The organism is Photobacterium carnosum (assembly GCF_021236965.1).
Lineage (GTDB): Bacteria > Pseudomonadota > Gammaproteobacteria > Enterobacterales > Vibrionaceae > Photobacterium > Photobacterium carnosum.
The window spans coordinates 276,927-302,046 of record NZ_WMDN01000004.1 but is presented as its reverse complement, the minus strand read 5'-3'; the positions used below and the strand labels follow the sequence as shown (position 1 = coordinate 302,046).

Annotated in this window: 22 protein-coding genes; 18 read left to right on the top strand and 4 right to left on the bottom strand. The window is 33.1% G+C overall.

What is annotated here, in order from left to right; genetic code table 11:
* Positions 1–232 precede the first annotated feature (232 nt).
* The 4 genes from GLP24_RS06470 to GLP24_RS06455 all read right to left on the bottom strand — a co-directional run bounded on the left by GLP24_RS06470 (position 233) and on the right by GLP24_RS06455 (position 5,824).
* Positions 233–1,222 (bottom strand): OmpA family protein, encoded by a 990-nt coding sequence (locus GLP24_RS06470; RefSeq protein WP_232615723.1) that lies wholly within the window; start codon positions 1,220–1,222, stop codon positions 233–235.
* Positions 1,223–1,673: 451 nt separating this feature from the next.
* The gene (locus GLP24_RS06465) at positions 1,674–3,806 is read right to left on the bottom strand and encodes a YjbH domain-containing protein (protein ID WP_232615722.1); all 2,133 of its coding nucleotides are present in this window, start codon (positions 3,804–3,806) and stop codon (positions 1,674–1,676) included.
* Between the two features lie 92 nt (positions 3,807–3,898).
* On the bottom strand, positions 3,899–4,786 hold the full coding sequence (locus GLP24_RS06460; RefSeq protein ID WP_232576597.1) for a hypothetical protein: 888 nt from the start codon (positions 4,784–4,786) through the stop codon (positions 3,899–3,901).
* 57 nt (positions 4,787–4,843) lie between these two features.
* The gene (locus tag GLP24_RS06455) at positions 4,844–5,824 is read right to left on the bottom strand and encodes an OmpA family protein (protein ID WP_232615721.1); all 981 of its coding nucleotides are present in this window, start codon (positions 5,822–5,824) and stop codon (positions 4,844–4,846) included.
* A gap of 632 nt (positions 5,825–6,456) precedes the next feature.
* Here GLP24_RS06455 and GLP24_RS06450 point away from each other — a divergent pair.
* The 18 genes from GLP24_RS06450 to galU all read left to right on the top strand — a co-directional run bounded on the left by GLP24_RS06450 (position 6,457) and on the right by galU (position 24,979).
* Positions 6,457–7,599: a polysaccharide export protein gene (locus GLP24_RS06450; RefSeq protein WP_232615720.1), complete on the top strand. Its 1,143-nt coding sequence runs from the start codon at positions 6,457–6,459 to the stop codon at positions 7,597–7,599.
* Between the two features lie 81 nt (positions 7,600–7,680).
* A complete protein-coding gene (locus GLP24_RS06445; protein WP_232576600.1) occupies positions 7,681–8,121 on the top strand; it encodes an arsenate reductase/protein-tyrosine-phosphatase family protein in 441 nt (146 codons plus the stop codon).
* Positions 8,122–8,337: 216 nt separating this feature from the next.
* Entirely contained in the window at positions 8,338–10,515 is a 2,178-nt protein-coding gene (locus GLP24_RS06440) for a polysaccharide biosynthesis tyrosine autokinase (RefSeq protein ID WP_232615719.1), read from the top strand.
* Between the two features lie 313 nt (positions 10,516–10,828).
* Positions 10,829–11,917 carry a UDP-N-acetylglucosamine--undecaprenyl-phosphate N-acetylglucosaminephosphotransferase gene (gene wecA / locus GLP24_RS06435; RefSeq protein ID WP_232615718.1) on the top strand — a complete coding sequence of 363 codons (1,089 nt, stop codon included), beginning with the start codon at positions 10,829–10,831 and terminating at the stop codon, positions 11,915–11,917.
* A gap of 51 nt (positions 11,918–11,968) precedes the next feature.
* Positions 11,969–13,027 (top strand): dTDP-glucose 4,6-dehydratase, encoded by a 1,059-nt coding sequence (rffG, locus tag GLP24_RS06430; RefSeq protein ID WP_232615717.1) that lies wholly within the window; start codon positions 11,969–11,971, stop codon positions 13,025–13,027.
* A gap of 69 nt (positions 13,028–13,096) precedes the next feature.
* Positions 13,097–13,969, top strand: coding sequence for a glucose-1-phosphate thymidylyltransferase RfbA (rfbA, locus tag GLP24_RS06425; RefSeq protein ID WP_232615716.1), 873 nt, complete (start codon positions 13,097–13,099; stop codon positions 13,967–13,969).
* 13 nt (positions 13,970–13,982) lie between these two features.
* A complete protein-coding gene (rfbD, locus tag GLP24_RS06420; protein ID WP_232615743.1) occupies positions 13,983–14,876 on the top strand; it encodes a dTDP-4-dehydrorhamnose reductase in 894 nt (297 codons plus the stop codon).
* 20 nt (positions 14,877–14,896) lie between these two features.
* Positions 14,897–15,454 carry a dTDP-4-dehydrorhamnose 3,5-epimerase gene (rfbC, locus tag GLP24_RS06415; RefSeq protein WP_232615715.1) on the top strand — a complete coding sequence of 186 codons (558 nt, stop codon included), beginning with the start codon at positions 14,897–14,899 and terminating at the stop codon, positions 15,452–15,454.
* An 18-nt stretch (positions 15,455–15,472) separates the two neighbouring features.
* Entirely contained in the window at positions 15,473–16,999 is a 1,527-nt protein-coding gene (locus GLP24_RS06410) for an MATE family efflux transporter (protein ID WP_232615714.1), read from the top strand.
* Position 17,000: 1 nt separating this feature from the next.
* Positions 17,001–18,014 carry a glycosyltransferase family 2 protein gene (locus GLP24_RS06405; RefSeq protein WP_232615713.1) on the top strand — a complete coding sequence of 338 codons (1,014 nt, stop codon included), beginning with the start codon at positions 17,001–17,003 and terminating at the stop codon, positions 18,012–18,014.
* Positions 18,015–18,020: 6 nt separating this feature from the next.
* Positions 18,021–19,142 (top strand): polysaccharide pyruvyl transferase family protein, encoded by a 1,122-nt coding sequence (locus GLP24_RS06400; protein WP_232615712.1) that lies wholly within the window; start codon positions 18,021–18,023, stop codon positions 19,140–19,142.
* A gap of 72 nt (positions 19,143–19,214) precedes the next feature.
* Positions 19,215–20,291, top strand: coding sequence for an EpsG family protein (locus tag GLP24_RS06395; protein WP_232615711.1), 1,077 nt, complete (start codon positions 19,215–19,217; stop codon positions 20,289–20,291).
* Entirely contained in the window at positions 20,291–21,133 is an 843-nt protein-coding gene (locus GLP24_RS06390; RefSeq protein ID WP_232615710.1) for a glycosyltransferase family 2 protein, read from the top strand. The genes GLP24_RS06395 and GLP24_RS06390 overlap by 1 nt, the downstream gene beginning before the upstream one ends.
* Before the next feature lie 15 nt (positions 21,134–21,148).
* On the top strand, positions 21,149–22,192 hold the full coding sequence (locus GLP24_RS06385; RefSeq protein ID WP_232615709.1) for a glycosyltransferase family 4 protein: 1,044 nt from the start codon (positions 21,149–21,151) through the stop codon (positions 22,190–22,192).
* Positions 22,193–22,201: 9 nt separating this feature from the next.
* Positions 22,202–22,981 (top strand): glycosyltransferase family protein, encoded by a 780-nt coding sequence (locus tag GLP24_RS06380; RefSeq protein WP_232615708.1) that lies wholly within the window; start codon positions 22,202–22,204, stop codon positions 22,979–22,981.
* Between the two features lie 14 nt (positions 22,982–22,995).
* A complete protein-coding gene (locus tag GLP24_RS06375) occupies positions 22,996–23,568 on the top strand; it encodes an acyltransferase family protein (RefSeq protein WP_232615707.1) in 573 nt (190 codons plus the stop codon).
* Positions 23,569–23,611: 43 nt separating this feature from the next.
* Positions 23,612–23,998 carry an acyltransferase family protein gene (locus GLP24_RS06370; RefSeq protein ID WP_232615706.1) on the top strand — a complete coding sequence of 129 codons (387 nt, stop codon included), beginning with the start codon at positions 23,612–23,614 and terminating at the stop codon, positions 23,996–23,998.
* 30 nt (positions 23,999–24,028) lie between these two features.
* Positions 24,029–24,979, top strand: a complete 951-nt coding sequence (galU, locus tag GLP24_RS06365; RefSeq protein WP_331254162.1) for a UTP--glucose-1-phosphate uridylyltransferase GalU — start codon at positions 24,029–24,031, stop codon at positions 24,977–24,979.
* The last annotated feature ends 141 nt before the right edge of the window (positions 24,980–25,120 follow it).

The window sequence follows — 25,120 nt, the reverse complement described above, 5'->3', positions numbered from 1 at the left end:
ATCCCAAATAATTATGTCCATCAATTATCCAGGTGATGATTAGCTCTTAATACTGGCAACTCGAACCACGCACTTTCTCGTCCTTTTCCCTCTAGCTATTTGGCCCTAATAATCTGTCTCTTCCTATTTCGCCCATAAAAAATCCGCTATAACGGTGAAGTTATAGCGGATTATTAATCAGTACATATTTACGTATTTAATACGCAGTACTAACCTTAATTAGCAGTAGAAATTACTCAGCAACAACTTGAGTTACTGTTTCTACGTTTAGTTCAGGAACGATGATGTCAACACGACGGTTCTCAGAACGGCCTTCAGCAGTATCGTTAGATGCGATTGGATCTAGCTCACCGCGACCTTCGCTAAGAACGCGATCTGCACCAACATTTAGGTGAGTACGTAGTGCGTTAGCAACAGCTTCTGCGCGCTCTTGAGATAGTTTCTGGTTGTATGCTTCAGAACCTTTGCTATCAGTGTGACCAACAACAGTGATTGTTGCGTCTGGGTATGTATTTAGACGCTCTTCGAAAGGTGCTAATTTGCTTGCGTCGCCAGCCGTGATTGTAGTGCTATCGAATGCGAAAGGAACGGTTAGCTTTAGCTCTTCGATTGTTGCTACAGATACTTGATCAACATAAACAACTTCTGGAGCAACGACTGGTGCTGGAGCGCCCCAATGGTATGCTAATGTTGCGCCAACGAAATGAACATCAGTTTTCTCTGTCTTGTCTGAACCTAATTTAATGTCGTGGTAGTATTGGTAATCAAGACCAGCAGATAAGTTCTTCGTAATGAAGTAATCCATACCTAAACCAGCAGTACCAGCCCAGCCATGAGATTTCTCATCACCTAGGTTTTTAATATGTGCGTCGTAGTAGTAAGTACCACCTTTAACGTATAGATCTACATTTTCAGTAACGTTGTAAGAGAATTTAGCTAGAATATCTGCACCTTGAATGCGTACTTTTGCATCAGTACCTTCAACTGTAGTTGAACCTAGGTGTGTATAACCAGTTTCAAGTGCAAACCATGGTGTTACTTTATAACCCATGAAAACACCGCCAGCTAGATTTTCGTTATCTAGGTTAATGCCTTCACTGTGTTTTAGATCGTAAAAGCTATTACCTAAACGAGCACCAGCATAAAATGTGTTATCTGTCGCTGCGTTTACTGCGCCAGATACAAGAAGAGCAAGAGGTAGTACTAGAAAAGTTTTTTTCATAATATTTGCCGTATTTTCCTAATTGTAATAAATCCGACTTAAGCCGGTAATAATCGCACTATTCTATGACAGTACTTATTGTTGATATTACCTAATAGCAAATATCAACTTGATGTATTTTTCAAACATACTAATGCATTTTTTTTGAATGGTATAGCAATTAAACGGTGTTTTATTTTATTTGCCATTTAGTTTGTAACAAATTGTTAATTGAGAATTTTTATATGTCAAATTGGTATATTACAGAAGGGGAAATAATGGTTATTTATATGAAGTACAGCTTTTTGTGTATTTTTACTGATTAACACTAAAAAGTAATTAAATGCTGTGCATTGATGTTTTGGTGTGAATAATTATAAGTAGTTAATGAGATAAGTGTTTTTATTGCTATTAATTTATAAGAGAGGAAATTCGACAGTTAAAGGGGCAACTGCCGAATTTTATGTAAGAGTTACATTTCAACGTCTTTTATATAACGGATATAGGCATTACGTAAGTGTTGAATATTAGCGTTAAAATACGCTTTAGTTAAACGATTTTGCCCTTGGTATTGACGTGTAAGATTATGTTGTAAATCATTTGAACCACCAAGGCCGGTATTAATATTATTATGGCCATCAGCACCGACACGGGTTTGTAATGTATAGGTGAATTGATCGATTCCTCGAACTTGAATATAGCCAGGTTTCATATCTCGCCATGGTGTTAATGGGAATGAAATACTTAAACTTAAGAAATTTTCATAATCATTACTACCTTGAGCTTTTGATGTTAAATAACTAGCACTTAAACGAGCATCGCCTAGCCAGTGGCTTGATGTTACTTTGATGCCTTGATCTTCCTGCCAAAATTCCCCTCCTTGTAGTTCTAATTGCCAATTCCATTCAGGTTGAGAATATAAATAATGAGCTAAGCGCACACCTTTATCTTCTTTTTTATTGAATGATTGATCCTTATCTTTATGACTAAATTGGCTAATTTTAAATCCTAAGCTATGTTTACCTTCAGGTGAGAACCAATTTGTTTCATTCATCCCCCCCCAATAGCTACCATACATATAGCCACCACTAAATTGAGTCATTATATTTTGTGATAATTTAAATGCTTGATGTAAGAAAATACGATCTATTTCATTGTCGTAGGCTGAATTACCCCAAATTTCGCCTGCTTTAAAATCATCACTTTCGCTTATCGGTAAAGTATGACGAATATCAAGTGCTGCACCTTGCCATAGTGGAGTATATAGGTTCGTACCAAGCGCGAGAGAGTAATCAAAAAAGCCATATTCAGTTGCTGTTCGATGTGCTAATTCAGGAGATAATATTATTTGGCTACGACCAAAACCATTATTTTCTTTTTGAGTTAACCATTGTGTTTGGTTAAATTGATTTTTAGCATTATAGCTATTGAAAGATAGTGATGGGTTATGATCGCCTGTTAATAAAAATTGACGATAATCCGACATATTACCGTTAATGGTCATCATTGGAATACTATTAGTTAACATGATTAGCTCAACGTGTTGCTTATCTTCCTCTTTTAGTTTTGCTGTTGTTGCAAAATCGGCAAAGGTTTTTGTACTAGTGTTTGCAGCAATAAGACCTAATGCAACCCCAACCCCATCCATTGGATTATGGTTATAGCGACGATTTTCAAGAGCTATTACTAACTTGCCGTCTCGTTTACCAAGTTGAAGATTAATAAATCCATCATTTTTTAATGCTGCCATTAAGCTTTGCAAGTTACTGTTTTTATGGTTGTCTAATTGTTGGTTTATAGCGTGTTGAAGGTGTTGCTGATTATCAACAGATAAGTGTTGGCGTTTATTAGTTTTATAGCCAAATAGCGGAACAGCAGCATTAACACCCCATACTGATTGGTCACTATTTTTATGACCAGTGTAAAGTTCATAATCAATACTTAATTGAATACCATGAGGCAATAAGCCCTCAGGTGTAAATAATTTAGCATTAGCGTTAAATTTACTGGCATCATACTCGCCAATGACTTGTATAAAAGGTAATGGTTGCCATTCTGCGCCACCAAAAGGACCATCCATAATTCCAAAGGCTAAATTTGATTGGCCATAACCCGCACTTAATCGTAGATTTAAATTATCAAAGGTTTTATCTGCCACAATATATTTAGTATCAAAATTATTTGCTTCACCGCCTAAATCTTGAATACCGACAGCTAAATTTATCCCCGTATAATTATAAACAAAGGGCAGTTGATATTTGAATGATGCCGAAAGATCGCGAATCCCGCAATGAGTATCAAAATAACCATTACAATCATAAGTATTAGTTACAATTCGCCCTCCGGCCTCTAAGCCTTTGAAAACACCAGCAGCAAAAAACCAATCATCTAAGCTAGCAATACTGTTGTTATAAGGGATCCCTTGATGAAAAGAGAGGTTAAAATCACCATGATCAATAACTTGAGCATTGGGGATAAACATCAAACCGGTATAACTTTGACTTGACGGTAAATTATCTACTGAAGATGCTTGAGCAATAGAGCTAAAGCTCGCTGTGATGGCTAGAGTTAATAGAGAGAGTGGAATTGACAATTGGGGCCGCATAACAGACATCCGTGTAGAGAAAGAATTAAATCACGAAAGGCACCTAATGCAGGTGCCTTTTTATTATTACAATAAAGAGTGAATATTAAGAATTAACCGTTAGGATTTTGACCGTCATCGCCACCCGTACCACCTGTTGGTGGCGGTACTGGTTTAGTTTCATCTGGTACTGGAACTGCTGGAACTTTGGGAGGTAACGTTACACTAGCTTCTGGATCTTTTTGTACATTCGTTGCTGTTTCTTTTACGTCAAGGAAAATGATTTCATCAGTTGGTGTATCTGTACCAACTGCTGGGTAGAAAGGATATTCAGTTGTAACTGATGCTGTGATTTTTGTTGTTACGTCAGCAATCTCTGTAATAAGTGCATCTTGAGGAAGTGCTGTTAAGGTATCTGATAATACCATCGTGGTTGCCATTAGAATGCCACGATCTTTACTATCCTTTGGTAGTGCATTAATTACAGTTTCAGTATCTGAAAATAAAGCGGTTATATCAGTGATTGAACCACTATTAACTAATTCATCTAAACCAAGTTCCTCAAGTGCTTCTGTTGCAGCAGCAACTGTAAATAATGCACCATTAAGTTTTTTGGTTAGGTAAGTTGTTAATGGTGAAGCTGTGATGAGTTGACCTTTTTGCGCTAAACCTTTAGGTACAGTGTATGTTACTTTATCCATACTTTTACCATTAGTAACATCTTTCGTGTTTTCATCACCAGTAAAAGTAAAAGAACAAATTGATGGATCTTCAGTAATATTCTTGTCTTCTGTTGTTATTTTACCATTGTGAGCTGTACGTGATGTTAATGCACCTGTTTGATCATTACAGTTGTATTTTACAATCATATTGATAATTGCAGGATCAAACGCTTGTAATGTTTGGGTGTTTTTTCCACCATCATCGACGCTGTTATCGTTGCCGCCACAACCTACAAGCAATACGCCAGCAATGATTGTTGTTAATAATTTAATTTTCATTTTAGTCCCTAAATATAATTAATAATGTTGATTTAGTTGGTTTTTTTAAGTTAATGCTTACTCCGCAATAACTTTAGTTACAGTTTCAACATCAATTGCTGGAGCAATAATATCTACACGACGGTTAGCGGCTCGGCCTGCTTCTGTATCATTTGAAGCAACAGGATCTGACTCTCCACGACCTTCACTTAATATACGATTTTCATCAACATTTAGATGAACACGAATTTTTTTAGCTACCGCTTCAGCACGCTCTTTAGAAAGTGCCATGTTGTATTCTTCTGAGCCAGTACTATCAGTGTGACCAACGATAATAATAGTATTATCTGGGTGTGCATTTAAACGCGTTTCAAAAGGAACAAGATGTTTTGCGTCACCAGTTGTGATTGATGTGCTATCAAAAGCGAACGGTACCGTCAGTGTGATAGCGTCTACTTTTTCAACCGTTACTTGGTCAATATAAACAGGCTCAGCAACGATAACGGCAGCTGGAGCACCCCAGTGATAAACAAATGAAACACCACCGAAGTGAATATCAACACCACCTACATCATTGTAATATTGGTATTCAATGCGTGTAGAAATGTCTTTATTAATAAAGTATTCAGCACCAACACCTGCGGTTGCTGACCAGTCGTTATCACTATTTTGCACACCCGCGCCAATAGCATTCCAATCGTAATAATAAGTACCTGCTTTTAAGAATAAATCGATATTATTATTTAATGAGTAAGAAAATTTACCCACTAAATCGCCACCTTGAGCTTCATAACTACCATTTACATCTTTAAGTTCTGCATTACCTAAATGTGTATAGCCGCCTTCAACTGCGAACCATGGTGTGATTTGATAACCTATGAACACACCGCCAGCGAAATTATCATTATCAAAACCTGTCACATTAGTAACGGCTTTATCCATATCTGAAATATGGCTTACACCAACTCGCGCACCTACATAAAACGGATTATCCGTTGCCGCATTTACAGTATTTGAAATGGCTAATGTAAGGGGTAAAACAAGAAGTAATTTATTCATTCTAAGACCACCCATAGTTAAATTAAAAAATTAAATTGCAAAGCAATTATTAGCGATTATAAGCAATAGATGTTGATGTAATAAATGAATAATGTTGCTTATCGATGGTATTAGTAGTTGTTGTGATTTACTTCTAATATATTTGGCGCTGGTGATAAATTTGTAACATTTTTGACCGTTTTTTATTTTACTTATAGTATGTATAGGTATTAATTATATATTATAGGTGCATATATATATTGTTGTTTTTTATATCAATAAAATATGAAAAAATATAAATCATCATTTATATTTTTACGGCATTAGTCTTTTATTATCTTTTTGTTCGTTTTTTGTTCGTTTTTTGTTCGTTTGTGAGATGTGTTTTTTTTATGTCAATTAAATTCTATTTAAACGTGATATTGATCATGAAATATGAGAAGGAATACTTTATTTATGCTACCGATGTCATTACTATACTCACGTTTATTTTGATTAATTATTTCTGTCTTTAAATGTTCACAATAAACAGCATAATTTGAATTTTTATAGCAATTGAAGAGCTGTAACTTTAGGGCGGTAGCTTGGCTAATGACTTATTGACATAGTGATTTAATTATCATCTATCATTTATTATTTATCGTGAATTTAAAATGGCATTACAAAAAAAAATTATAATAACTGTATTAGCATCAACCATGTTAGTAGGGTGCGCTATACCAGGTTCTAATTTGAGTCTTGATGGTAAGAAAATAATTGCGCCATCAACAATTCCGACGAAGGATCTTTCTCAATTAGTGAATGTTTATCCTTTATCGATAAATAATATTAATGAATATCGTGTCCGATCTATCCCTGCACAGACAAACCCAGCCTTAGAAAAAAAATTATCGCATTATGAATATCATGTTGGTCCCGGCGATATCTTAAATATCACTATTTGGGATCATCCCGAACTGACTATTCCAGCGGGTTCTTATCGAAGTGCTAGTGAAGCGGGTAACTGGGTTCATGCCGATGGTACTATTTTTTATCCTTACATCGGTAAAGTGTTTGTTGCGGGTAAAACAGTGACGAAAATTCGTAGTGAAATAGCGCAACGTCTAGCCGCTTTTATTGAAAAACCACAAGTTGATGTAAACGTAGCTTCATTCCGTTCTCAGAAAGTCTACGTTACTGGTGAAGTAAAGGTTGCCGGACAACAAGCTATTTCAAACGTACCATTAACGTTACTTGATGCAATTAATAAAGCGGGTGGTATTGCCAAAGATGCGGATTGGCGTCATGTCACTTTAACGCGCAATGGCAAAGATGAAACACTGTCATTATATGCATTAATGCAACGTGGCGATTTAATGCAAAATCGATTATTAAAAAGTGGCGATATTATTCATGTTCCGCGTGATGATTCTCAAAAAGTATTTGTCATGGGTGAAGTTAATAAACCAACCTTATTAAAAATTGATCGTGTAGGCATGAGTTTAACGGAAGCGTTAAGTAGTGTTGGTGGTATTAATCAATTAGAAGCAGATGCAACGGGCGTATTTGTTATTCGAGCTAATAAAAATGCAGATGTAAAAAAAGACGCACCCGTAGCAAATATTTATCAATTGAATATTAAAGATGCAACGGCATTAGTTATTGGTACTGAATTTGAGTTACAGCCTTACGATATCGTTTATGTAACCGCGGCTCCAATTGCTCGTTGGAATCGTGTTATTAGACAACTTGTACCAACTATTACTAGTTTTAATAACCTTTCTGAAGGTATGAACTACTACATGAATTTGAAGTAAGTGTGTAGGGACGAGTTCTTCCTCGTCCCTTAAATCTTACTTTTACTCGTCCCTTAAACCCTATTTACTCGAACCTTCTCTATGTTCAATAAAATTCTTGTTGTTTGTGTGGGTAATATTTGTCGCTCACCATCAGGCGAACGTATTCTACAAGCAAAATTACCCAATAAACAGATTGCTTCTGCGGGTGTTGGTACTGAAAAAAGTGGTTTAGCGGGAAAACCTGCTGACAAAATGGCAGCGGAAGTGGCATTGGCTCATGGTTACTCACTTGAAGGTCATCAGGCACAGCAAGTGACGAGTGAATTATGTCGTGATTATGATCTGATTTTGGTTATGGAAAAAGGTCATATCGACGCTGTAACTCGTATTGCACCAGAAGCTCGTGGTAAAACGATGCTGTTTGGACAATGGATTAGGCAACAAGATATTCCCGATCCATATCGTCAAAGTAAAGAAGCATTTGATCATGCTTATGGCTTGATTGCGCAAGCAGCAGAAGCTTGGGCGAAGAAGATATAGTTTTTTAAGTTTCATTCTTTATCGCGAATTTACTATCAACGGGCTGTAGAATCGCTGTTTTCACAGTTGTCTTTCAGGCTCAATCGCGTGGTAAGTAGATCGCGGATAGTTCGTACCTCACTTCCGAGATGACGGATAATAACCTCCATTATTATAGGTAGTCGATTATTTACTTGTCGTCATCCCTTAAACATTTAACATCGGAATCTTTACTTAATGAGTATTGCTCAAAATCTCCAATCCAATATTTCTTCAGGAAATGATGAGATTGATCTTGGTAAACTGTTTGGTATTTTAATTGATAGCCGATGGCTAATTATTATTACTACTTTTATTTTTGCCTGCATTGGTATCAGCTACGCCTTATTAGCCACCCCTATTTATAAAGCAGATGCCTTAATTCAGATTGAACAAAAAAGCACAGGTATGCCAGCCCTTGGTGGAGATATGGCTGAAATGTTTGGTGGTGCTGAATCAAGTTCGACCACTGAAATTGAAATCATTAAATCGCGGATGGTATTGGGTGATACGGTTGATAAGCTAAACTTAACCACTGTTGCTACCCCTATTTATACCCCTATTTTTGGTAAAGGTTTAGCGCGTTTATTAGGTGATAGCCATCAAATTTCAGTTTCTCGTTTTACTGTGCCAGAGAATACTGTTGCGTTAACGAGTGATGTATTAACGATCACTAATAGTACTCAAGGTGAATATAGCTTAGCAAACCGTGACGGCCGTGAATTACTTAATGGCAAAGTTGGTACATTAGCAACAAATAACGGTTATAGTTTATTTGTAACCCAGTTAGTAGGGGCTGATGGCGCAACATTTAGTGTTAGTAAAATTAGCCGTTTGAATGCAATTCAAGGATTACAAAAAGGGCTATCTATTGCTGAACAAGGTAAGCAAACTGGTATTTTGCAATTATCGATAACAGGTGAAAACCGAGCGAAAATTAAAAATATTTTAACTGATATTAGTCAAACCTATTTTCTACAAAATGTGGCTCGTAATTCAGCTGAAGCTGAAAATAGTCTGGTGTTTTTAAAGCAACATCTGCCAAAAATTAAGCAACAACTCACAATAGCGGAAGATAAACTCAATCGTTACCGCCAACAGAATGAATCGGTTGATTTACCATTAGAAGCAAAAACAACCTTAGATACCATGGTGACGTTAGAGGCACAACTAAACCAGTTAACCTTTAAAGAAAGTGATATTTCACAGCTTTATACTAAAGAACACCCCGCGTATATTTCTTTATTGGATAAGCGTAAAACTTTACTGGCAGAAAAAGCTCGCTTAAATAAACGTATAGAGAAATTGCCAAAGACACAACGCGCAGTATTACGTTTAACGCGTGATGTTGAAGTTAACCAACAGATTTATGTACAACTGCTTAATAAAGTACAAGAGTTAAGCATTGTTAAAGCAAGCACTGTCGGCAATGTCCGTATTCTTGATAATGCACAAGCATATTCACAAGCAGTAAAACCGAAAAAATCGCTTATTGTGGTATTAGCAACATTACTGGGTGGTATGTTATCTGTTGCTATCGTTTTATTACGTGCCGCGTTACGTAAAGGTATTGAAAGTCCTGATCAAATTGAACAAATCGGCTTACCTGTTTATGCGTCTATTCCAATGTCAGATTGGCAGTCAAATCTAAATAAAAAGAATAAAAATCAGCATACAATGACAGTTAAGCAAACTTTATTAGCTATATCTAATCCTGCTGATTTATCTATCGAAGCATTACGTAGCTTACGTACTAGCTTGCACTTTGCGATGATGGAAGCCAAAAATAATATACTAATGATTTCTGGTCCAAGCCCTGAGATTGGTAAATCTTTTGTTTCAGCCAACATGGCAGCGGTTATTGCTAAAACAGGCCAACGTGTATTAGTGATTGATGCCGATATGCGCAAGGGCCGTATGGAACGACAATTTTGCACCAGTAATAAGTGTGGTTTGTCCGATTACTTAAGTGGTCAGAAAAATATTACTGATATAATTAAACAACTGGGTATCGATAATTTAGATTTTATCAGTCGTGGTGACACTCCACCGAACCCTTCTGAATTATTAATGCACCCACGTTTTAGTGAATTAATGGTATGGGCATCGGCTAATTACGATATGATCGTAATCGACACACCACCGATTTTAGCCGTAACCGATGCTGCTATTGTGGGCGCACATGTTGGTACTACGTTAATGGTTGGTCGCTTTGAGAAAAGTGTCGTTAAAGAAGTTGAAATAAGTAAACAACGCTTTGAACAAAATGGCATTGAAGTAAAAGGTTTCATACTCAATGCCGTAGTTCGTAAAGCGAGTGGCTACTATGGTAATTATGGTTATTACCAATATAGTTATGTGAATGATAAGAAGTAAATATAGCCGTCATTCCCTACTGTGAGGTTACGAACGAGATAGGAAATCTACTCACCACGTGTTGTAGATTTATTTAAGATTATAGGGCGAGAGAATAAAACATTCTTCTAATCCATATTACAAACGCGTTTAATAAAAAAGCATTAGCCTAACGGTTAGTGCTTTTTTGTGCCTAAAAATCATAAAATCAATATTTTATCAATAGGTTACAGGGTAAAAACAAAAGGGGTCTTTATTGTAAGCAAAGATTGAATTAAAAGTAACAACAACTGACTATCTTATCTAACACCTTATTATTATAAAGTTGGCCGTTATGTATAATGCTTATCTGTTTGTTTTCATAACGTCGTTTGTCACGTTATTTATCATGCGAAAAGTAGCAAAAAAAATTGGTTTAGTTGATAAACCCAATGCCCGTAAGTTACATCAAGGGGTAGTGCCTTTGGTCGGTGGGATCTCGGTGTATTTATCATTGTTGATCGGCCTGACGTTCTTTTTACCTATTAGCTCTAACCTTGAACTCTACCTTTTATGCTCGGCGGTTTTAATTGTTCTTGGCGCGTTTGATGATTTCTTTGATATCAGCTTTAAAATTCGCTTAATTGTGCAAGCAAGCATTTCATTAGCGATGATTTGGGGCGGTGGACACAGCCTGCACTATTTAGGTTACTTGATGGGCAGTGACAGCATTGAGCTTAATGCATTTTTTGGCTCTCTGATCACCATCATTGCGGTAATTGCTGCCATCAATGCTTTTAATATGGTTGACGGTATCGACGGCTTATTAGGCGGTTTAGCATCAGTTACTTTTACCGCTTTAGGTACTGTTTTCTACCTAAGTGATAATCAATATTTAGCAACGATTTGTTTTCTAATTGTTACTGCACTTGTACCTTACATTATGCTTAACCTTGGCTACCCACTTGGGCGTCGGTTTAAGATCTTTATGGGCGATGCGGGTAGCATGTTTATCGGTTTTTCGGTGATCTGGATGCTCATTCGTGGCACGCAAGAGCCAAGCATTGATGCCTTTAAACCTGTAACGGCATTATGGATCATTGCGATCCCGCTAATGGACATGGCAACCATTATGATCCGTCGTATTCGTAAAGGCCATTCACCATTCAAACCTGATCGTGAGCACTTACACCATATCTGCCAGCGCATGGGGTTATCATCATTGATGACATTATTTGTGATCTGTTTATTAGCCTCAATTTGTGCCGTTGTCGGTATTGTCGCAGATATCAATGGTGTCGCTGAATCAACGATGTTTATTAGCTTCTTAGTGATGTTTGCAGTCTATTTTACTGCGATTAATCATATTTGGCGTATTACGACTTGGGTCAATAAGTTGTTTGGGCGTCAAGAAGCGGCAATCAATAATCCTCAACAGCATTAATTATTAACGTTTAATTCTCATTTATATAAAATCAATCATTAAGGATTATCAGTGAAGATTTTAGTTACAGGTGGCGCAGGTTTTATTGGCTCTGCCGTTGTTCGTCATATTATTAATAATACTCAAGATAGTGTTGTTAACGTTGATAAATTAACTTACGCGGGAAACTTAGAATCATTAGTTACCGTTGAAAGTAATGATCGTTATGCCTTTGAGCAGGTTGACATTTGTGATCGCGCTGAGTTAGATCGTGTCTTTGCTGAGCATCAACCTGATGCTGTTATGCACTTAGCCGCTGAAAGTCACGTTGATCGTTCAATTGATGGTCCTGCGGCATTTATTGAAACCAATATTGTTGGCACCTATACCATTCTAGAAGCCACTCGCGCTTACTGGAATCAATTAGATGCAACCCGTAAATCAGCATTTCGTTTCCATCATATCTCTACTGATGAAGTGTATGGTGATTTGGAAGGCACTGATGACTTGTTCACTGAAACAACATCGTATGAGCCATCAAGCCCGTATTCAGCCTCTAAAGCATCAAGCGATCATTTAGTGCGCGCATGGTTACGTACTTACGGTTTACCAACGATTGTCACTAACTGTTCAAATAATTACGGTCCTTACCATTTCCCTGAAAAATTGATTCCGTTAATTATTTTAAATGCGTTAGACGGTAAAGCATTGCCTGTTTACGGTAATGGTATGCAAATTCGCGATTGGCTATATGTCGAAGATCACGCATCAGCACTTTATACCGTAGTGACCAAAGGCGAAATTGGTGAAACGTATAATATTGGTGGTCATAATGAAAAAGCCAATATTGAAGTGGTAAAAACAATTTGTTTATTACTTGAAGAGTTAGTGCCGAATAAACCGCAAGGCGTAACTGAATACCAAAATTTAATTACTTACGTAACCGATCGCCCTGGACATGATGTGCGTTATGCAATTGATGCTTCTAAAATTGCCCGTGAACTTGGCTGGAAACCGGCTGAAACTTTTGAATCTGGTATTCGTAAAACCGTTGAATGGTATTTAGCCAATCAAAAATGGTGGAGCCGAGTATTAGATGGCTCATATAACCGTGAGCGTTTAGGTAACTAATACATTTATTTTTTATCTTGGGTTGATATTTCCTCTTCAACCTGAGACTTATAACTTCGGATTCTATTTATGAAAGGCATTATTTTAGCGGGTGGTTCTGGTACGCGTCTTTACCCAATTACTCGTGGTGTTTCAAAGCAGTTGTTACCTATTTACGATAAACCAATGATTTTTTACCCGTTATCAACTTTAATGTTAGCAGGTATTAAAGATATTTTAATTATCACCACGCCTGAAGATAATGAGAGTTTCCGTCGCTTATTAGGTGATGGTGCTGATTTTGGTATTAATCTTGAATATGCGATTCAACCTTCTCCTGATGGTTTAGCGCAAGCATTTATTATTGGTGAAGATTTTATTGGTGATGACAGTGTTTGTTTAGTGCTTGGTGATAATATTTTCTATGGTCAATCATTTAGCCAAACATTATTAAATGCTGCTTCCCGTAAACATGGTGCATCTGTATTTGGTTATCAAGTTAAAGATCCTGAGCGCTTTGGTGTGGTTGAATTTGATGACAATATGAAAGCAATTTCTATTGAAGAAAAACCGCTACAGCCTAAATCCAACTATGCAGTAACAGGATTATATTTTTACGATAATCGTGTTGTTGAAATGGCTAAACAAGTTAAACCATCACATCGTGGTGAACTTGAAATAACGACACTTAATGAAATGTACTTAAATGATGGTTCGTTAAATGTAGAGCTATTAGGGCGTGGTTTTGCATGGCTTGATACTGGTACTCATGAAAGCTTACAACAAGCATCTTCATTCGTTGAAACGGTACAAAATATCCAAGGCTTAAAAGTCGCTTGTTTAGAAGAAATAGCATGGCGTAATGGTTGGTTAACAACAGAGCAAGTACAGTTGTTAGCTGAACCAATGATGAAAAATGAATACGGTCAGTATTTAATGCGTGTTGTTTCTGAAGAAAAATAAGAAGTGAATGAACATTGTGAAAGTATTAATTACAGGTAGCAATGGCCAAGTAGGTAGCTGTTTAGTCAAACAGCTACAATCTTGTCCTGAGATTGAATTTTTAGCTGTTGATAGAAATGAACTTGATATTGCCTCTAAGCAAGACGTAATAAAAACTATTAATGAGTTTCAGCCTAATATTATCATTAATGCTGCGGCTCATACTGCTGTTGATAAAGCAGAAGATGAGGTTGAATTATCTTATGCTATTAATCGAGATGGTCCTAAATATCTCGCGCAAGCTGCAGAGCAAGTTGGTTCTGCAATATTACATATCTCAACAGATTATGTTTTTGCGGGTGATAAAGAGGGACTATATAGCGAATCTGATCCAGTGAACCCACAAGGTGTATATGGTGAAAGTAAATTAGCGGGTGAATACGCGGTTATTAATGCTTGCTCCCGCCATATTATTTTACGTACCGCATGGGTGTTTGGAGAGAATGGCAATAACTTTGTTAAAACCATGCTTCGTTTAGCGCAGCAAAGAGATTCATTAGGTATTGTTGCTGATCAATTTGGTGGACCAACTTATGCAGGTGATATTGCTGTGGCATTAATTACAATAGCGAAAACTATCACTGATTCAAAAAATACATTTAATACTGAGAATTATGGTATTTATCATTTCTCTGGTATGCCGCATGTTAGTTGGTGTGAGTTCGCGCAAGTTATTTTTGATAAAGCAGTTGAACAAAATGTTTTAGTTAAATCTCCTGACGTAAAGGGGATTAAAACTGAAGATTACCCAACGCCAGCGAAACGCCCAGCTAATTCAAAGTTAAATACACAAAAAATAACAACAGTATTTAATATCCCAGCAAGCGATTGGCAATCAGCATTAAATCACCTCAGTGATTACGCTTAAAAATAAGATAGAGAATAACAATGAAAGTTATTGAAACAGATATCCCTGATGTAAAAATTATTGAGCCAGATGTTTTTGGTGATGAACGTGGTTTCTTCATGGAAACGTGGAACCAAAATAAATTTGAAGAGCTAGTTACGGGTAAACCAACTCAATTTGTTCAAGATAATCACTCTAAATCTAAAAAGGGTATTTTGCGTGGTCTTCATTATCAAACTGAGAACACTCAAGGAAAATTAGTTCGAGTTGTGTCGGGTGAAGTGTTCGATGTTGCCGTTGATATCCGTAAAGGTTCACCAACGTTTGGAAAGTGGGTTGGTGTTTATCTTTCTGCTGAAAATAAGCGTCAGTTATGGATCCCTAAAGGCTTTGCACATGGTTTTTATGTGACGAGTGATGAAGCCGAGTTTGTTTATAAATGTACTGATTACTATAATCCAAGTGCTGAACATTCAATAAAGTGGGATGATACGATGATTTCTATTGAATGGCCAATATCTAGTCAGCCACTAATGTCAGAAAAAGATAAAAATAGTACGTCTTTATTATTATCTATGAAATTGGATCTGTGTTTGTAATAGATTGATATAAATTAAATGAAAAAAATTAAAGTAGATGTTAAAAAGAGAGTAGCATTAAATACAATATTTATTTACATAAGAATGTTTATACAGATAATAATATCTCTTATTACTATAAGAATACTATTAAATAATTTCGGTGTTGAAGGATATGGTGTTTTTACTATAAGTTCAGGGGTGATAACATTATTTTCATTCGTAAATTCTGCTATGGCAACTTCAACTCAAAGATATTTGTCATATTATCAGGGAGGAAATTTAAAAGAAAAACAGCGAAATGTATTTAAAAGTAGTGCTATATTACATTTGTTTATAGCTATAATTACATTATTAACTTTGTTTGTAACAAAAGATATTATATTTAATAATTTGTTATCCATAGATAAAAGCTTTATTAATGTAGCTAAAATTTTATATGATTTTTTATTGTTAGGACTGTTTTTTAATATTATTTCTGTTCCGTTTGTTGCTGTTCTTTATGCAAATGAAAATATACTTTATGATTCATTAATCTTGCTATTACAAGTTATTTTTAAGTTATTTTTGGCGTATTTTATAGGGTTTTGTTCACAAGAAGAACGACTTATTATATATTCGAAGGGCATTTTCATAATGAGCTTTCTAGCCTTTATTGCTTATGCTTTATTTTGTTTTTATAAATATAATGAATGTAAAATAAAAAATAAAAAATTAGATGTACCTTTGATTAAGGAAATGTCACATTTTGCAATTTGGAATATATACTCTAATATTTGCTATGTTTTAAATACTCAAGGATTAAATGTAATTTTTAATATTTTCTTAGGTATTAAAGTAAATGCTGCATTTGGTGTTGCATCTCAGGTCAATAATCAAATTAAAGAACTTTCTTTATCTTTATTACGAGCGATGAACCCCCAAATTATGAAAAGTGAGGGGATGGGGAATAAAAAAAGAACTATTAATATATCAATGTTTGCATCTAAAATAGGCTTTTTTCTTGTTTCAATAGTATCTATCCCATCCTTATTTGTAATGAATGATGTTTTATCCATTTGGTTGAAGAAAGTACCTGAATTTACTGTAACCATATGTATATATTTATTAATAGCTACTATGATCAATCAATTAACAGTGGGAATAAATTCAGCTATTCAAGCTATAGGAAATATAAAAAGATTTCAGATAGTCATTGGAAGTATAGCCTTTACAATATTACCAATATCTTATTTTATTCTTAAGTATAATGGTAATATCAACGATGTACTTATAATGCTAATTGTGGTTGAAATAATAACAGGCATTATCAAGATAAAATATTTTTCTATTTATACTGACGTTAAAATAATTGAATATTTCAAAGTGTGTATATTAAAAACAATATTATCATTGAGTATACCATCTATTTTTGTATATTATGTTTATCATAATTATTTAATTAATAGTAGTTGGTTATTCGTATACTTGAGTATGTTTATAACTTATCCTTTTATTTTTTACTTCTTGTCTCTTAATTCGAATGAAAAGAAATCAATTAGTAATTTGATTTTTAGAATGAAATAATATGAATATAAATAATAGTAACAATGAAAATATACTCGTATCAATAATTGTTCCAATTTATAATGTTGAGAATTATTTAGCATCTTGTATTGAGTCATTAATAGAGCAAAGCCATAAAAATATAGAGATAATACTAGTAAACGATGGAAGTCCGGATAATTCAGGAGAAATTTCTGATTCTTTCTCTGAAATGGATAAAAGAGTTTTCGTTTATCATAATGTTAATAGTGGGGTTAGTAAAGCAAGAAACTTTGGACTTAGTAAAGCTAAAGGGGATTATCTAGTTTTTGTCGATGCTGATGACTTTCTTGACCGCGAATATATTAGATATATGCTTAATCTAATTCAGAAAGACTCTTCTGAATTTGCTTTATCAAAGAATTGTTATGTATATCCAACGAGTTGTAGCGAAAGTTGTAATTCAGAAATAGAAAAGATATTAACACCAGAAGATGCAACTGAGTTATTGCTATATCCTGGTAAAGTAGAAGTAGGATGCTGGAATAAAATATATAAGAAAAAGTTTTTACTAGATAAGGAAATATCTTTTTCTGAAAATTTATATATGGGAGAAGGGTTAAATTTTATTGTTAATGTTGCTCAATTATCAAGTAAGGTAAGTTTAGGAACTAAGAAGGTATATTATTATCGTAAGGATAATGTCCAAAGCGCTACTACTGTACTAAACGTTAATAAATATATTAATGCCTTAAAAGCTATTGATAAAATTGAAAAAGAATTAACTGTTAAATCTAATGGGATTGATATAGCATTATTTTTGCACCGTTATTTAACAATATATGCAACTGTAAGAGCTATAGTTATAACGGATACACGGAAAAAGTATATTAAAGAGTATAAAGAATATAAAAAATATCTAAGAAATAATTTTCTTAGCGTTATAAAATCAGATATCTCTATCAGAAATAAGTTAATAATTTTTATATATACTTTAAATCCATCTTTTGGCTTAATCATTACTAATTTATTATCACGTTTAAAGAGGAATTCTTAAAATACTATGGAAGTAAAAAAAAAAGTAGGTGTAATAACAATGCACCGTGTTATTAATTATGGTTCTTTTTTACAAACTTATGCCACTCAAAAAATTATTAATGATATGGGTTTTTGCTGTGAGATCATAGATTATAAGTTTCCGAATGAATGGCAATATAATAACGGTTTACCTGATTTGAGAAATATTAAGACTGTTATACATGACCGTATTTATCCATTAGGTCTATTAAAGAGTCATAGAAAAAGAAAAAGTATTGAAAATGCTATTAACGATTACTTAGATTTATCTGTTGAATATAATTCACCTGAAGAGATTTTAAATAATCCACCAGAGTATGATACATATATAACTGGAAGTGATCAGACTTGGAATGTAAAACATACAAGAGGAGATAATACTTTTTTGCTAGCTTTTTCTCCTCCTAAATCAAAGAAAATATCATTTTCAGCAAGTATGGCTGATAATTCGCTTTCTGATATATATATAAGTGACTTTAAGAAATATTTAAAAGAATATTCAAAAATTTCAATTAGAGACTCTAATGCAAATAAAGTTATAAAGGAACTAACCGGTAACTTTGCTGAGGTAACTTTAGATCCTACATTGGCTCTAAGTTTTAAAGAGTGGTCTGATTTTTCAAAAAATAAGAAAGAAATATATAAAGGGAAAAAATACATAATTTTTTACTTAATAACTCATTCTTTTGATCCTCGTCCATATATCTATGAATTATTGTTAAAACTTCAGAAAGAAACTGGGTTAGAAGTTTATTCTTTTACTGATATCCCAGGTAATCAAGGTATTAAATATAAGAATTGTTCAGATATTTCCGTAGAACATTTTTTACAACTTTTTGAAAATGCATCATATGTTGTTACATCATCATTTCATGGAACTGCTTTTGCTGCAAATTTTGGTATACCAATGTATTCAGTTGTAAATGATTTAGGTTGCGCGGATGATAGGCAATCATCATTATTAAGTAAGCTTAATATAAAAAATTGTTTAGTTAAAGTTGGTGATAAGTTTGATAAAATAAATCCAAAATATAATATAAAGGATGAGCAAAAAGAATTAGAAAAATTAAGGAATATAACAAAAGAATATTTAAAGAAAAATATATAGCTTGATATTTTAGCCGATTAGGTAATAAATTTTATTTAGTCGGTTTTCAATTTTTAATTTAAAGCGGTATAAATGATATTATTTTACTTGATTTTTTCTATTTTACTAATTGGAGCTCTGCTTCAGTTATATAATTTAATTGATAAGAATTTTGATTACAGTTCAAAATCCATTCTATTTATCGTTGCTTTTTTACTAATTGTAATTGCTGGTTTTAACTTAACAAGCAATGATTATATTGCATATTCTGAGATTATAAAGCAATCAGCTATCTTACCAATAAGTGAATATAATAATATTCATGGCGATTTTTTATTTAAACTTTTATCTGGATTTGTTTATAGTAATACGGGATCTTTAGATGCAACTTTTGTCACATTCGCATTTATAAGTGTTTTTTCTGTTTTTTATATTATAACAAAAGATAGTAAATTGGCATTTTTTTCTGTTTTTATTTATTTTGCACATGCATTTTTAAATAAAGAAATGATACAGATAAGAGCTGGATTAGCAAGTGCTTTACTTTTAGTTGCTATATCATCTCAGGCACATAGAAAGAATAAGATGGCATTTATATATATAGTATTATCTGGCTATTTTCATTCTTCCGCTCTTATTGCATTGATTCCATATACTTTTAGTTTGTTTTTTAAAGGAGATAATTTTAAAAAAATATCATTTATTCTCTTATTATTATCATTTTCATTTTATTTTTTCAATATACCAGCAGTAATTATTCAATATTCCAATTTGTTAGGTATCCTTCCTAATGGGGTTAATAACTATACTGAATGGAATTTATATAACTATGATCTTGGACTTTTAAATCCAAATACAATAAAACAAATAATAATTATTTTTCTAGCTTTATATTATTTTTCTAATAACAAGCTTTATAGTACTTACTATTGTTATTTCTTAATTGGAGTTTGTTGGCTTATCAGTTTTTCAAGTATCGCAATATTAGCTGCAAGGATATCTTCAATATTAACTATTTCTGAGTTAATACTAGTACCAATGATAATTCAAAACGCGGTAAAAAATCGGATATTGATTGGCTGGATATTTATTTTTTTATATATTGTAATGTTTTTTATGAATGTTTTTTTTAGAAATATAACAAATGGTCTTTATTTGGGGTTTTTTTAATGGTAAAAATAAAATATAGTCTTATACTTGCTACACTTAATCCTGATATTAATTTATTAAAAAGATTTTTAGATAGTATTCTTATTCAAACTGAAAAATGTTTTGAACTAATTATTGTGGATCAAACTAAACCTAGAATCGATGATAATTTATTTGAGGTGTATAAAAATCAACTAGAAATTAAATTCACCACTAGTCCTAAAGGATTATCTCGAGCTAGAAACGTAGGTGTAAAAATAGCTATTGGCGAGTACCTATTATTCCCCGATGATGATTGTTGGTACGATAAATCATTTATATCTAGACTAAATAAAAAAATTGGTTCTTTAGATATATTAACTTTTCGTGCTGCAAATCATAACAATATAAACATTGCGAGATTTGATAGGAATAAAGGTAGTTGTGATAAATATAACATATGGAAAAGAGTTTCCTCTATAAGTTTATGTGTTAAGAGAAGTATTTATATTGAGTTAGGTGGATTTGATGAAAAGCTAGGTTTAGGGTCAGGAACATTAACTAGTGCAGGTGAAGATATTGAGTTTCCACTGCGTGCAATGGAAAATAATATACTAGTAATTTATGATCCAGACTTAGTCTCTAGGCACGATATACCGATAGAAAGAGATTCAAAATTAGTCATAGAAAGAGCTAAGACACATATGTATAGTGTTGGATACTTATATAAAAAATATAAGTATTCATATATATTTGTTTCTTATTCTTTATTGAAGAATATAGTAGGATTTGGTTTATATATTTTGAAATTTAACCCTGTAATGATTAAGTATCATTATTATACATTTTTTGGAAAAGTCAAAGGATTTTTCTCTCATAATTAGTAAGTGTTTTTATTTATGAATATTGCTTTTGTTATTACATCATTGGCTAATAAAGGGCCAGTGATAGTAATTAAAGATATAATAGATAATCTTCCAATGTCTTGGAATGTTTCTATTTTTTATTTTGATGAAATAAAAGAAATTAACTTTTCATCAAAAGTGAAATTAATTAAAGTTGACTCCTTTTTCTCACGAATTAATTTTGAAAATTATGATATTGTACATTCTCACTTATTAAGACCTGATTTATTTTGTTTCATAAATCGTTCGACTATACAGAGGCATATATCAACATTACACTCTGATATGGAAAATGATTTAAAAATGTCTCATGGGAAAATAATTAGTGTTTTTATAAGTTATTTATGGAAGAGTGTCCTTTTATTTTCAGATAAAGTTGTTTTTTTAACGAATACCCAAAGGAAAAAGTATAATTTCATAAAGAATTACTCTGTTATTTATAATGGCCGGCCTGTTTTGACTGATGATATCAGTATGGATAAGCAGATTTTAGAAATAAAAAAAGACAATTCAACGTGTATTTTTCTTGGTGCATGTGCAAATATTGTAAAAAGGAAAGGATTCAATCAAGTTATTGATTTATTGACTTATAAAGGTGGTGATAAATATTTTTTTATTTTGGTTGGAGATGGTCCTGAACTTGAAAATATTAAAAGTTATGCTAAAAATAAAAAAGTATACTCACGTTGCATTTTTATAGAAAAAACACATGATGTTAATAAGTTTTTGAGTGTGTTTGATATTTTTATTATGACATCTCACTCTGAAGGTATGCCTCTTTCGTTATTAGAAGCTGCATCACATAGTCTTCCTATCGTATGTTCTTCTTTAGATGTTGTAAAAGAAGTATTTAGTAATGATGAAATATCATTTTATAATTATGGTGACATTGAATCTTTATCTTTAGCAGTGGAAAAAGCGGTTAATAATTCTGATACATTATCTAAAAACATAAATATGAAATTTTCAAAAGATTATACAGATATTGTAATGTCTGAAAAATATCAGAAGCTATATATTAATATTGTAAATAAGTAAGGGGTTAAAGTGGCTATTTTTATCGCTGTTATTTCTCATGGACATGAAAATTTAATAAGAAAAATAAACTGTTTAGAAAAGCTAAGTGATGATTTCAACATCATCATTAAAAGTAATATTCCAGGTGAGGATTTTTCATTCTTAAGTTGTTATAGGAATGTTCACCATATAGATAATAATTTCAATTTGGGATTTGGTAGTAATAACAATTATATATTTAATTATTGTATATCAAATCTTAATATGAAAGATGATGATTTATTTTATGTTGTAAATCCAGATGTGTATATTGAAAAGTCTGAGTTATATAAGCTAGAGTCATTAATGATAGTAAATAAGATGAAATTTGCAGCTATAAACTTGTTTAAAGATAAAGATTTTTGTATATATGATAATTCGGTTAGAAAATTTCCAACAATTAAACAATTCATATTCTCTTTTGTAGGATTAGGTAATGATTCAATCATAGATAAAAGTGCAATTAATAAAGCTCAAAATGTTGATTGGGCTGCGGGTTATTTTTTAGCGTTTACTGCTGAACATTATAAAAAGTTAAAAGGATTTAATGAATTATATTTTATGTACTGTGAAGATATAGATATTTGTTATCGAAGTTATATGCAAGGTTGTAAAATTATTTATTATCCTGAAGTGAAAGCATTACATTATGCTAAACATGCTAATAGAAAGTTATTTTCAAAGCATTTGTATTGGCATATTTGTAGCGTACTTAGATTCTTATTATCTAAAAAAAAGATAACAAAATTTTCGTCAACTATTAAGTCTTAATTTTTATGTGCATTATGAAGTCAGTTCAAAATAATTTTAATTTACTTAGACTTTTATTAGCTATAATGGTAGTGTTTTATCATATAGGAGTACTAGCTAATATAGATTATTTACTAATCTTTTCTGGTAGTTTTGCTGTCAAATGTTTTTTTGTTATAAGTGGTTATCTAATAACTAAAAGTTATTTTAAAAATAAAGATTTAAAAGTTTATATAAAATCTAGATTTATGAGGATATATCCATTATATTTTACTGTTATCATGGTTTCTTTTTTTACAGGTTTATTCTTAACAACCTCTAGTATAGATGACTACTTATCCGGTGGGGTAAAGTACTTGTTATCTAATCTGCTTTTCTTTAATTATCTTCAACCATCCTTGCCTGGTGTTTTTAGTGGGATTGGATATCATAATTCAATAAATGGCTCTCTGTGGACGATAAAAATTGAAGTTATGTTTTATATATCTGTTCCAATTATATATGGATATTTACATAAGTTTTATTCTAAAGAAAAATTAACAATAGCATTTTATATGCTATCTTTGATTTTATTTTATTTGTTTTCTAATCGAAAATTATCATATTAATAAGTCATTAAATAATCAATTACCTTCTTTAATGTCTTATTTTATGGTTGGTGCTTTTTTTAATTTCATCGATATTTCTAATCCATTATATAAAAAAATAATAATTGCAGCGACTCCTTTTTCTGTATTATTATTATATTCTGATTATGAATTTATTATTCCCATAGCTGTTGGTGTTATAGTTTTTTTCATCGCTTTCTGTATCCCTATTGTGAAAGTCAAAAGTAGTATAGGAGATTTATCCTATGGTATTTATATATGGCATTTCCCAGTTATTCAAATGATGATGAGCATGAATGAATTTTCAAACCCCAATTCAGCCATTATTAAAACATTGTTGATAGTTTTAGTTTTAGCTTACATGAGTTGGCATTTATTAGAGAGTAAGTTTCTTAATAATAAGGGGCGAGTATCACATTGTGTTAACTAATATTTATCTACTTATTAAAGAAGGTCTTTCGTGAACAACAAAATAGAAAAAGCAGTCATCCCTGTCGCTGGCCTTGGCACTCGTATGCTACCCGCAACCAAAGCTATTCCCAAAGAAATGCTGCCAATCGTTGATAAGCCACTTATTCAATACATTGTTAATGAATGTGTGAATGCGGGTATTAAAGAAATTATTCTTGTTACCCATTCTTCTAAAAACGCGATTGAAAACCACTTTGATACTTCTTTTGAATTAGAAGCGACTTTAGAAGCGCGTGTTAAACGTCAGTTGCTAGATGAAGTGAAAGCAATTTGTCCGAAAGACGTGACGATTATGCATGTGCGTCAAGGGCAAGCAAAAGGCTTAGGTCATGCAGTTTTGTGTGCTAAACCACTGATTGGCGATCAGCCATTTGTAGTGGTGTTGCCTGATGTGATTTTAGATGAATACACCGCTGATCAAAAAATAGAAAACCTCGCCGCGATGATCGCGCACTTTGAGCAAACAGGGGCCAGCCAAATTATGGTTGAAGCTGTACCAATGAGTGATGTGTCTAAGTATGGAGTGGTTGACTGTAACGGTGTTGATCTTAAAGGCGGTGACTCTTGCCCTATGACACGTATGGTTGAAAAGCCTGCGGTTGAAGATGCACCGTCTAACCTTGCTGTTGTAGGTCGTTATGTTTTATCTCACAACATCTGGGATAAGCTAGCAATGACACCACCAGGGGCAGGGGATGAGATCCAACTAACTGATGCTATTGATATGCTGATGAAAGATGAAACCGTTGAAGCTTTCCACATGACAGGCCGTTCGCATGATTGTGGTGATAAGCTTGGTTATGCCAAAGCCTTTGTTGAATATGCGATGCGTGATAAAGTCTTAGGCGAAGCGTTTAGTGCGTATATTCAATCGTTAAATGAAGTATCGTTTGCTGAGTCTCTTGATTTAACACCGTTAAAATCAACGATGAAAATTTGATTTTGATTATTGTTAATTAAACGCCCGTATTGGTTCGCTAATATGGGCGTTTTTGTATGTGGTGATCATCAAAGACGTTATCGAATTTAAGTCGAGTCTCGTCGGAATTAATACCTATCACATTGATATTATTTGGGTGTT

What these genes read in the sequence shown, in the direction of transcription:
- GLP24_RS06470 (WP_232615723.1), bottom strand. Translation starts at nt 1,222, where the DNA reads ATGAAAAAAACTTTTCTAGTACTACCTCTTGCTCTTCTTGTATCTGGC.
- GLP24_RS06465 (WP_232615722.1), bottom strand. Translation starts at nt 3,806, where the DNA reads ATGCGGCCCCAATTGTCAATTCCACTCTCTCTATTAACTCTAGCCATC.
- GLP24_RS06460 (WP_232576597.1), bottom strand. Translation starts at nt 4,786, where the DNA reads ATGAAAATTAAATTATTAACAACAATCATTGCTGGCGTATTGCTTGTA.
- GLP24_RS06455 (WP_232615721.1), bottom strand. Translation starts at nt 5,824, where the DNA reads ATGAATAAATTACTTCTTGTTTTACCCCTTACATTAGCCATTTCAAAT.
- GLP24_RS06450 (WP_232615720.1), top strand. Translation starts at nt 6,457, where the DNA reads ATGGCATTACAAAAAAAAATTATAATAACTGTATTAGCATCAACCATG.
- GLP24_RS06445 (WP_232576600.1), top strand. Translation starts at nt 7,681, where the DNA reads ATGTTCAATAAAATTCTTGTTGTTTGTGTGGGTAATATTTGTCGCTCA.
- GLP24_RS06440 (WP_232615719.1), top strand. Translation starts at nt 8,338, where the DNA reads ATGAGTATTGCTCAAAATCTCCAATCCAATATTTCTTCAGGAAATGAT.
- wecA (WP_232615718.1), top strand. Translation starts at nt 10,829, where the DNA reads ATGTATAATGCTTATCTGTTTGTTTTCATAACGTCGTTTGTCACGTTA.
- rfbA (WP_232615716.1), top strand. Translation starts at nt 13,097, where the DNA reads ATGAAAGGCATTATTTTAGCGGGTGGTTCTGGTACGCGTCTTTACCCA.
- rfbC (WP_232615715.1), top strand. Translation starts at nt 14,897, where the DNA reads ATGAAAGTTATTGAAACAGATATCCCTGATGTAAAAATTATTGAGCCA.
- GLP24_RS06410 (WP_232615714.1), top strand. Translation starts at nt 15,473, where the DNA reads ATGAAAAAAATTAAAGTAGATGTTAAAAAGAGAGTAGCATTAAATACA.
- GLP24_RS06405 (WP_232615713.1), top strand. Translation starts at nt 17,001, where the DNA reads ATGAATATAAATAATAGTAACAATGAAAATATACTCGTATCAATAATT.
- GLP24_RS06400 (WP_232615712.1), top strand. Translation starts at nt 18,021, where the DNA reads ATGGAAGTAAAAAAAAAAGTAGGTGTAATAACAATGCACCGTGTTATT.
- GLP24_RS06395 (WP_232615711.1), top strand. Translation starts at nt 19,215, where the DNA reads ATGATATTATTTTACTTGATTTTTTCTATTTTACTAATTGGAGCTCTG.
- GLP24_RS06390 (WP_232615710.1), top strand. Translation starts at nt 20,291, where the DNA reads ATGGTAAAAATAAAATATAGTCTTATACTTGCTACACTTAATCCTGAT.
- GLP24_RS06385 (WP_232615709.1), top strand. Translation starts at nt 21,149, where the DNA reads ATGAATATTGCTTTTGTTATTACATCATTGGCTAATAAAGGGCCAGTG.
- GLP24_RS06375 (WP_232615707.1), top strand. Translation starts at nt 22,996, where the DNA reads ATGAAGTCAGTTCAAAATAATTTTAATTTACTTAGACTTTTATTAGCT.
- GLP24_RS06370 (WP_232615706.1), top strand. Translation starts at nt 23,612, where the DNA reads ATGGTTGGTGCTTTTTTTAATTTCATCGATATTTCTAATCCATTATAT.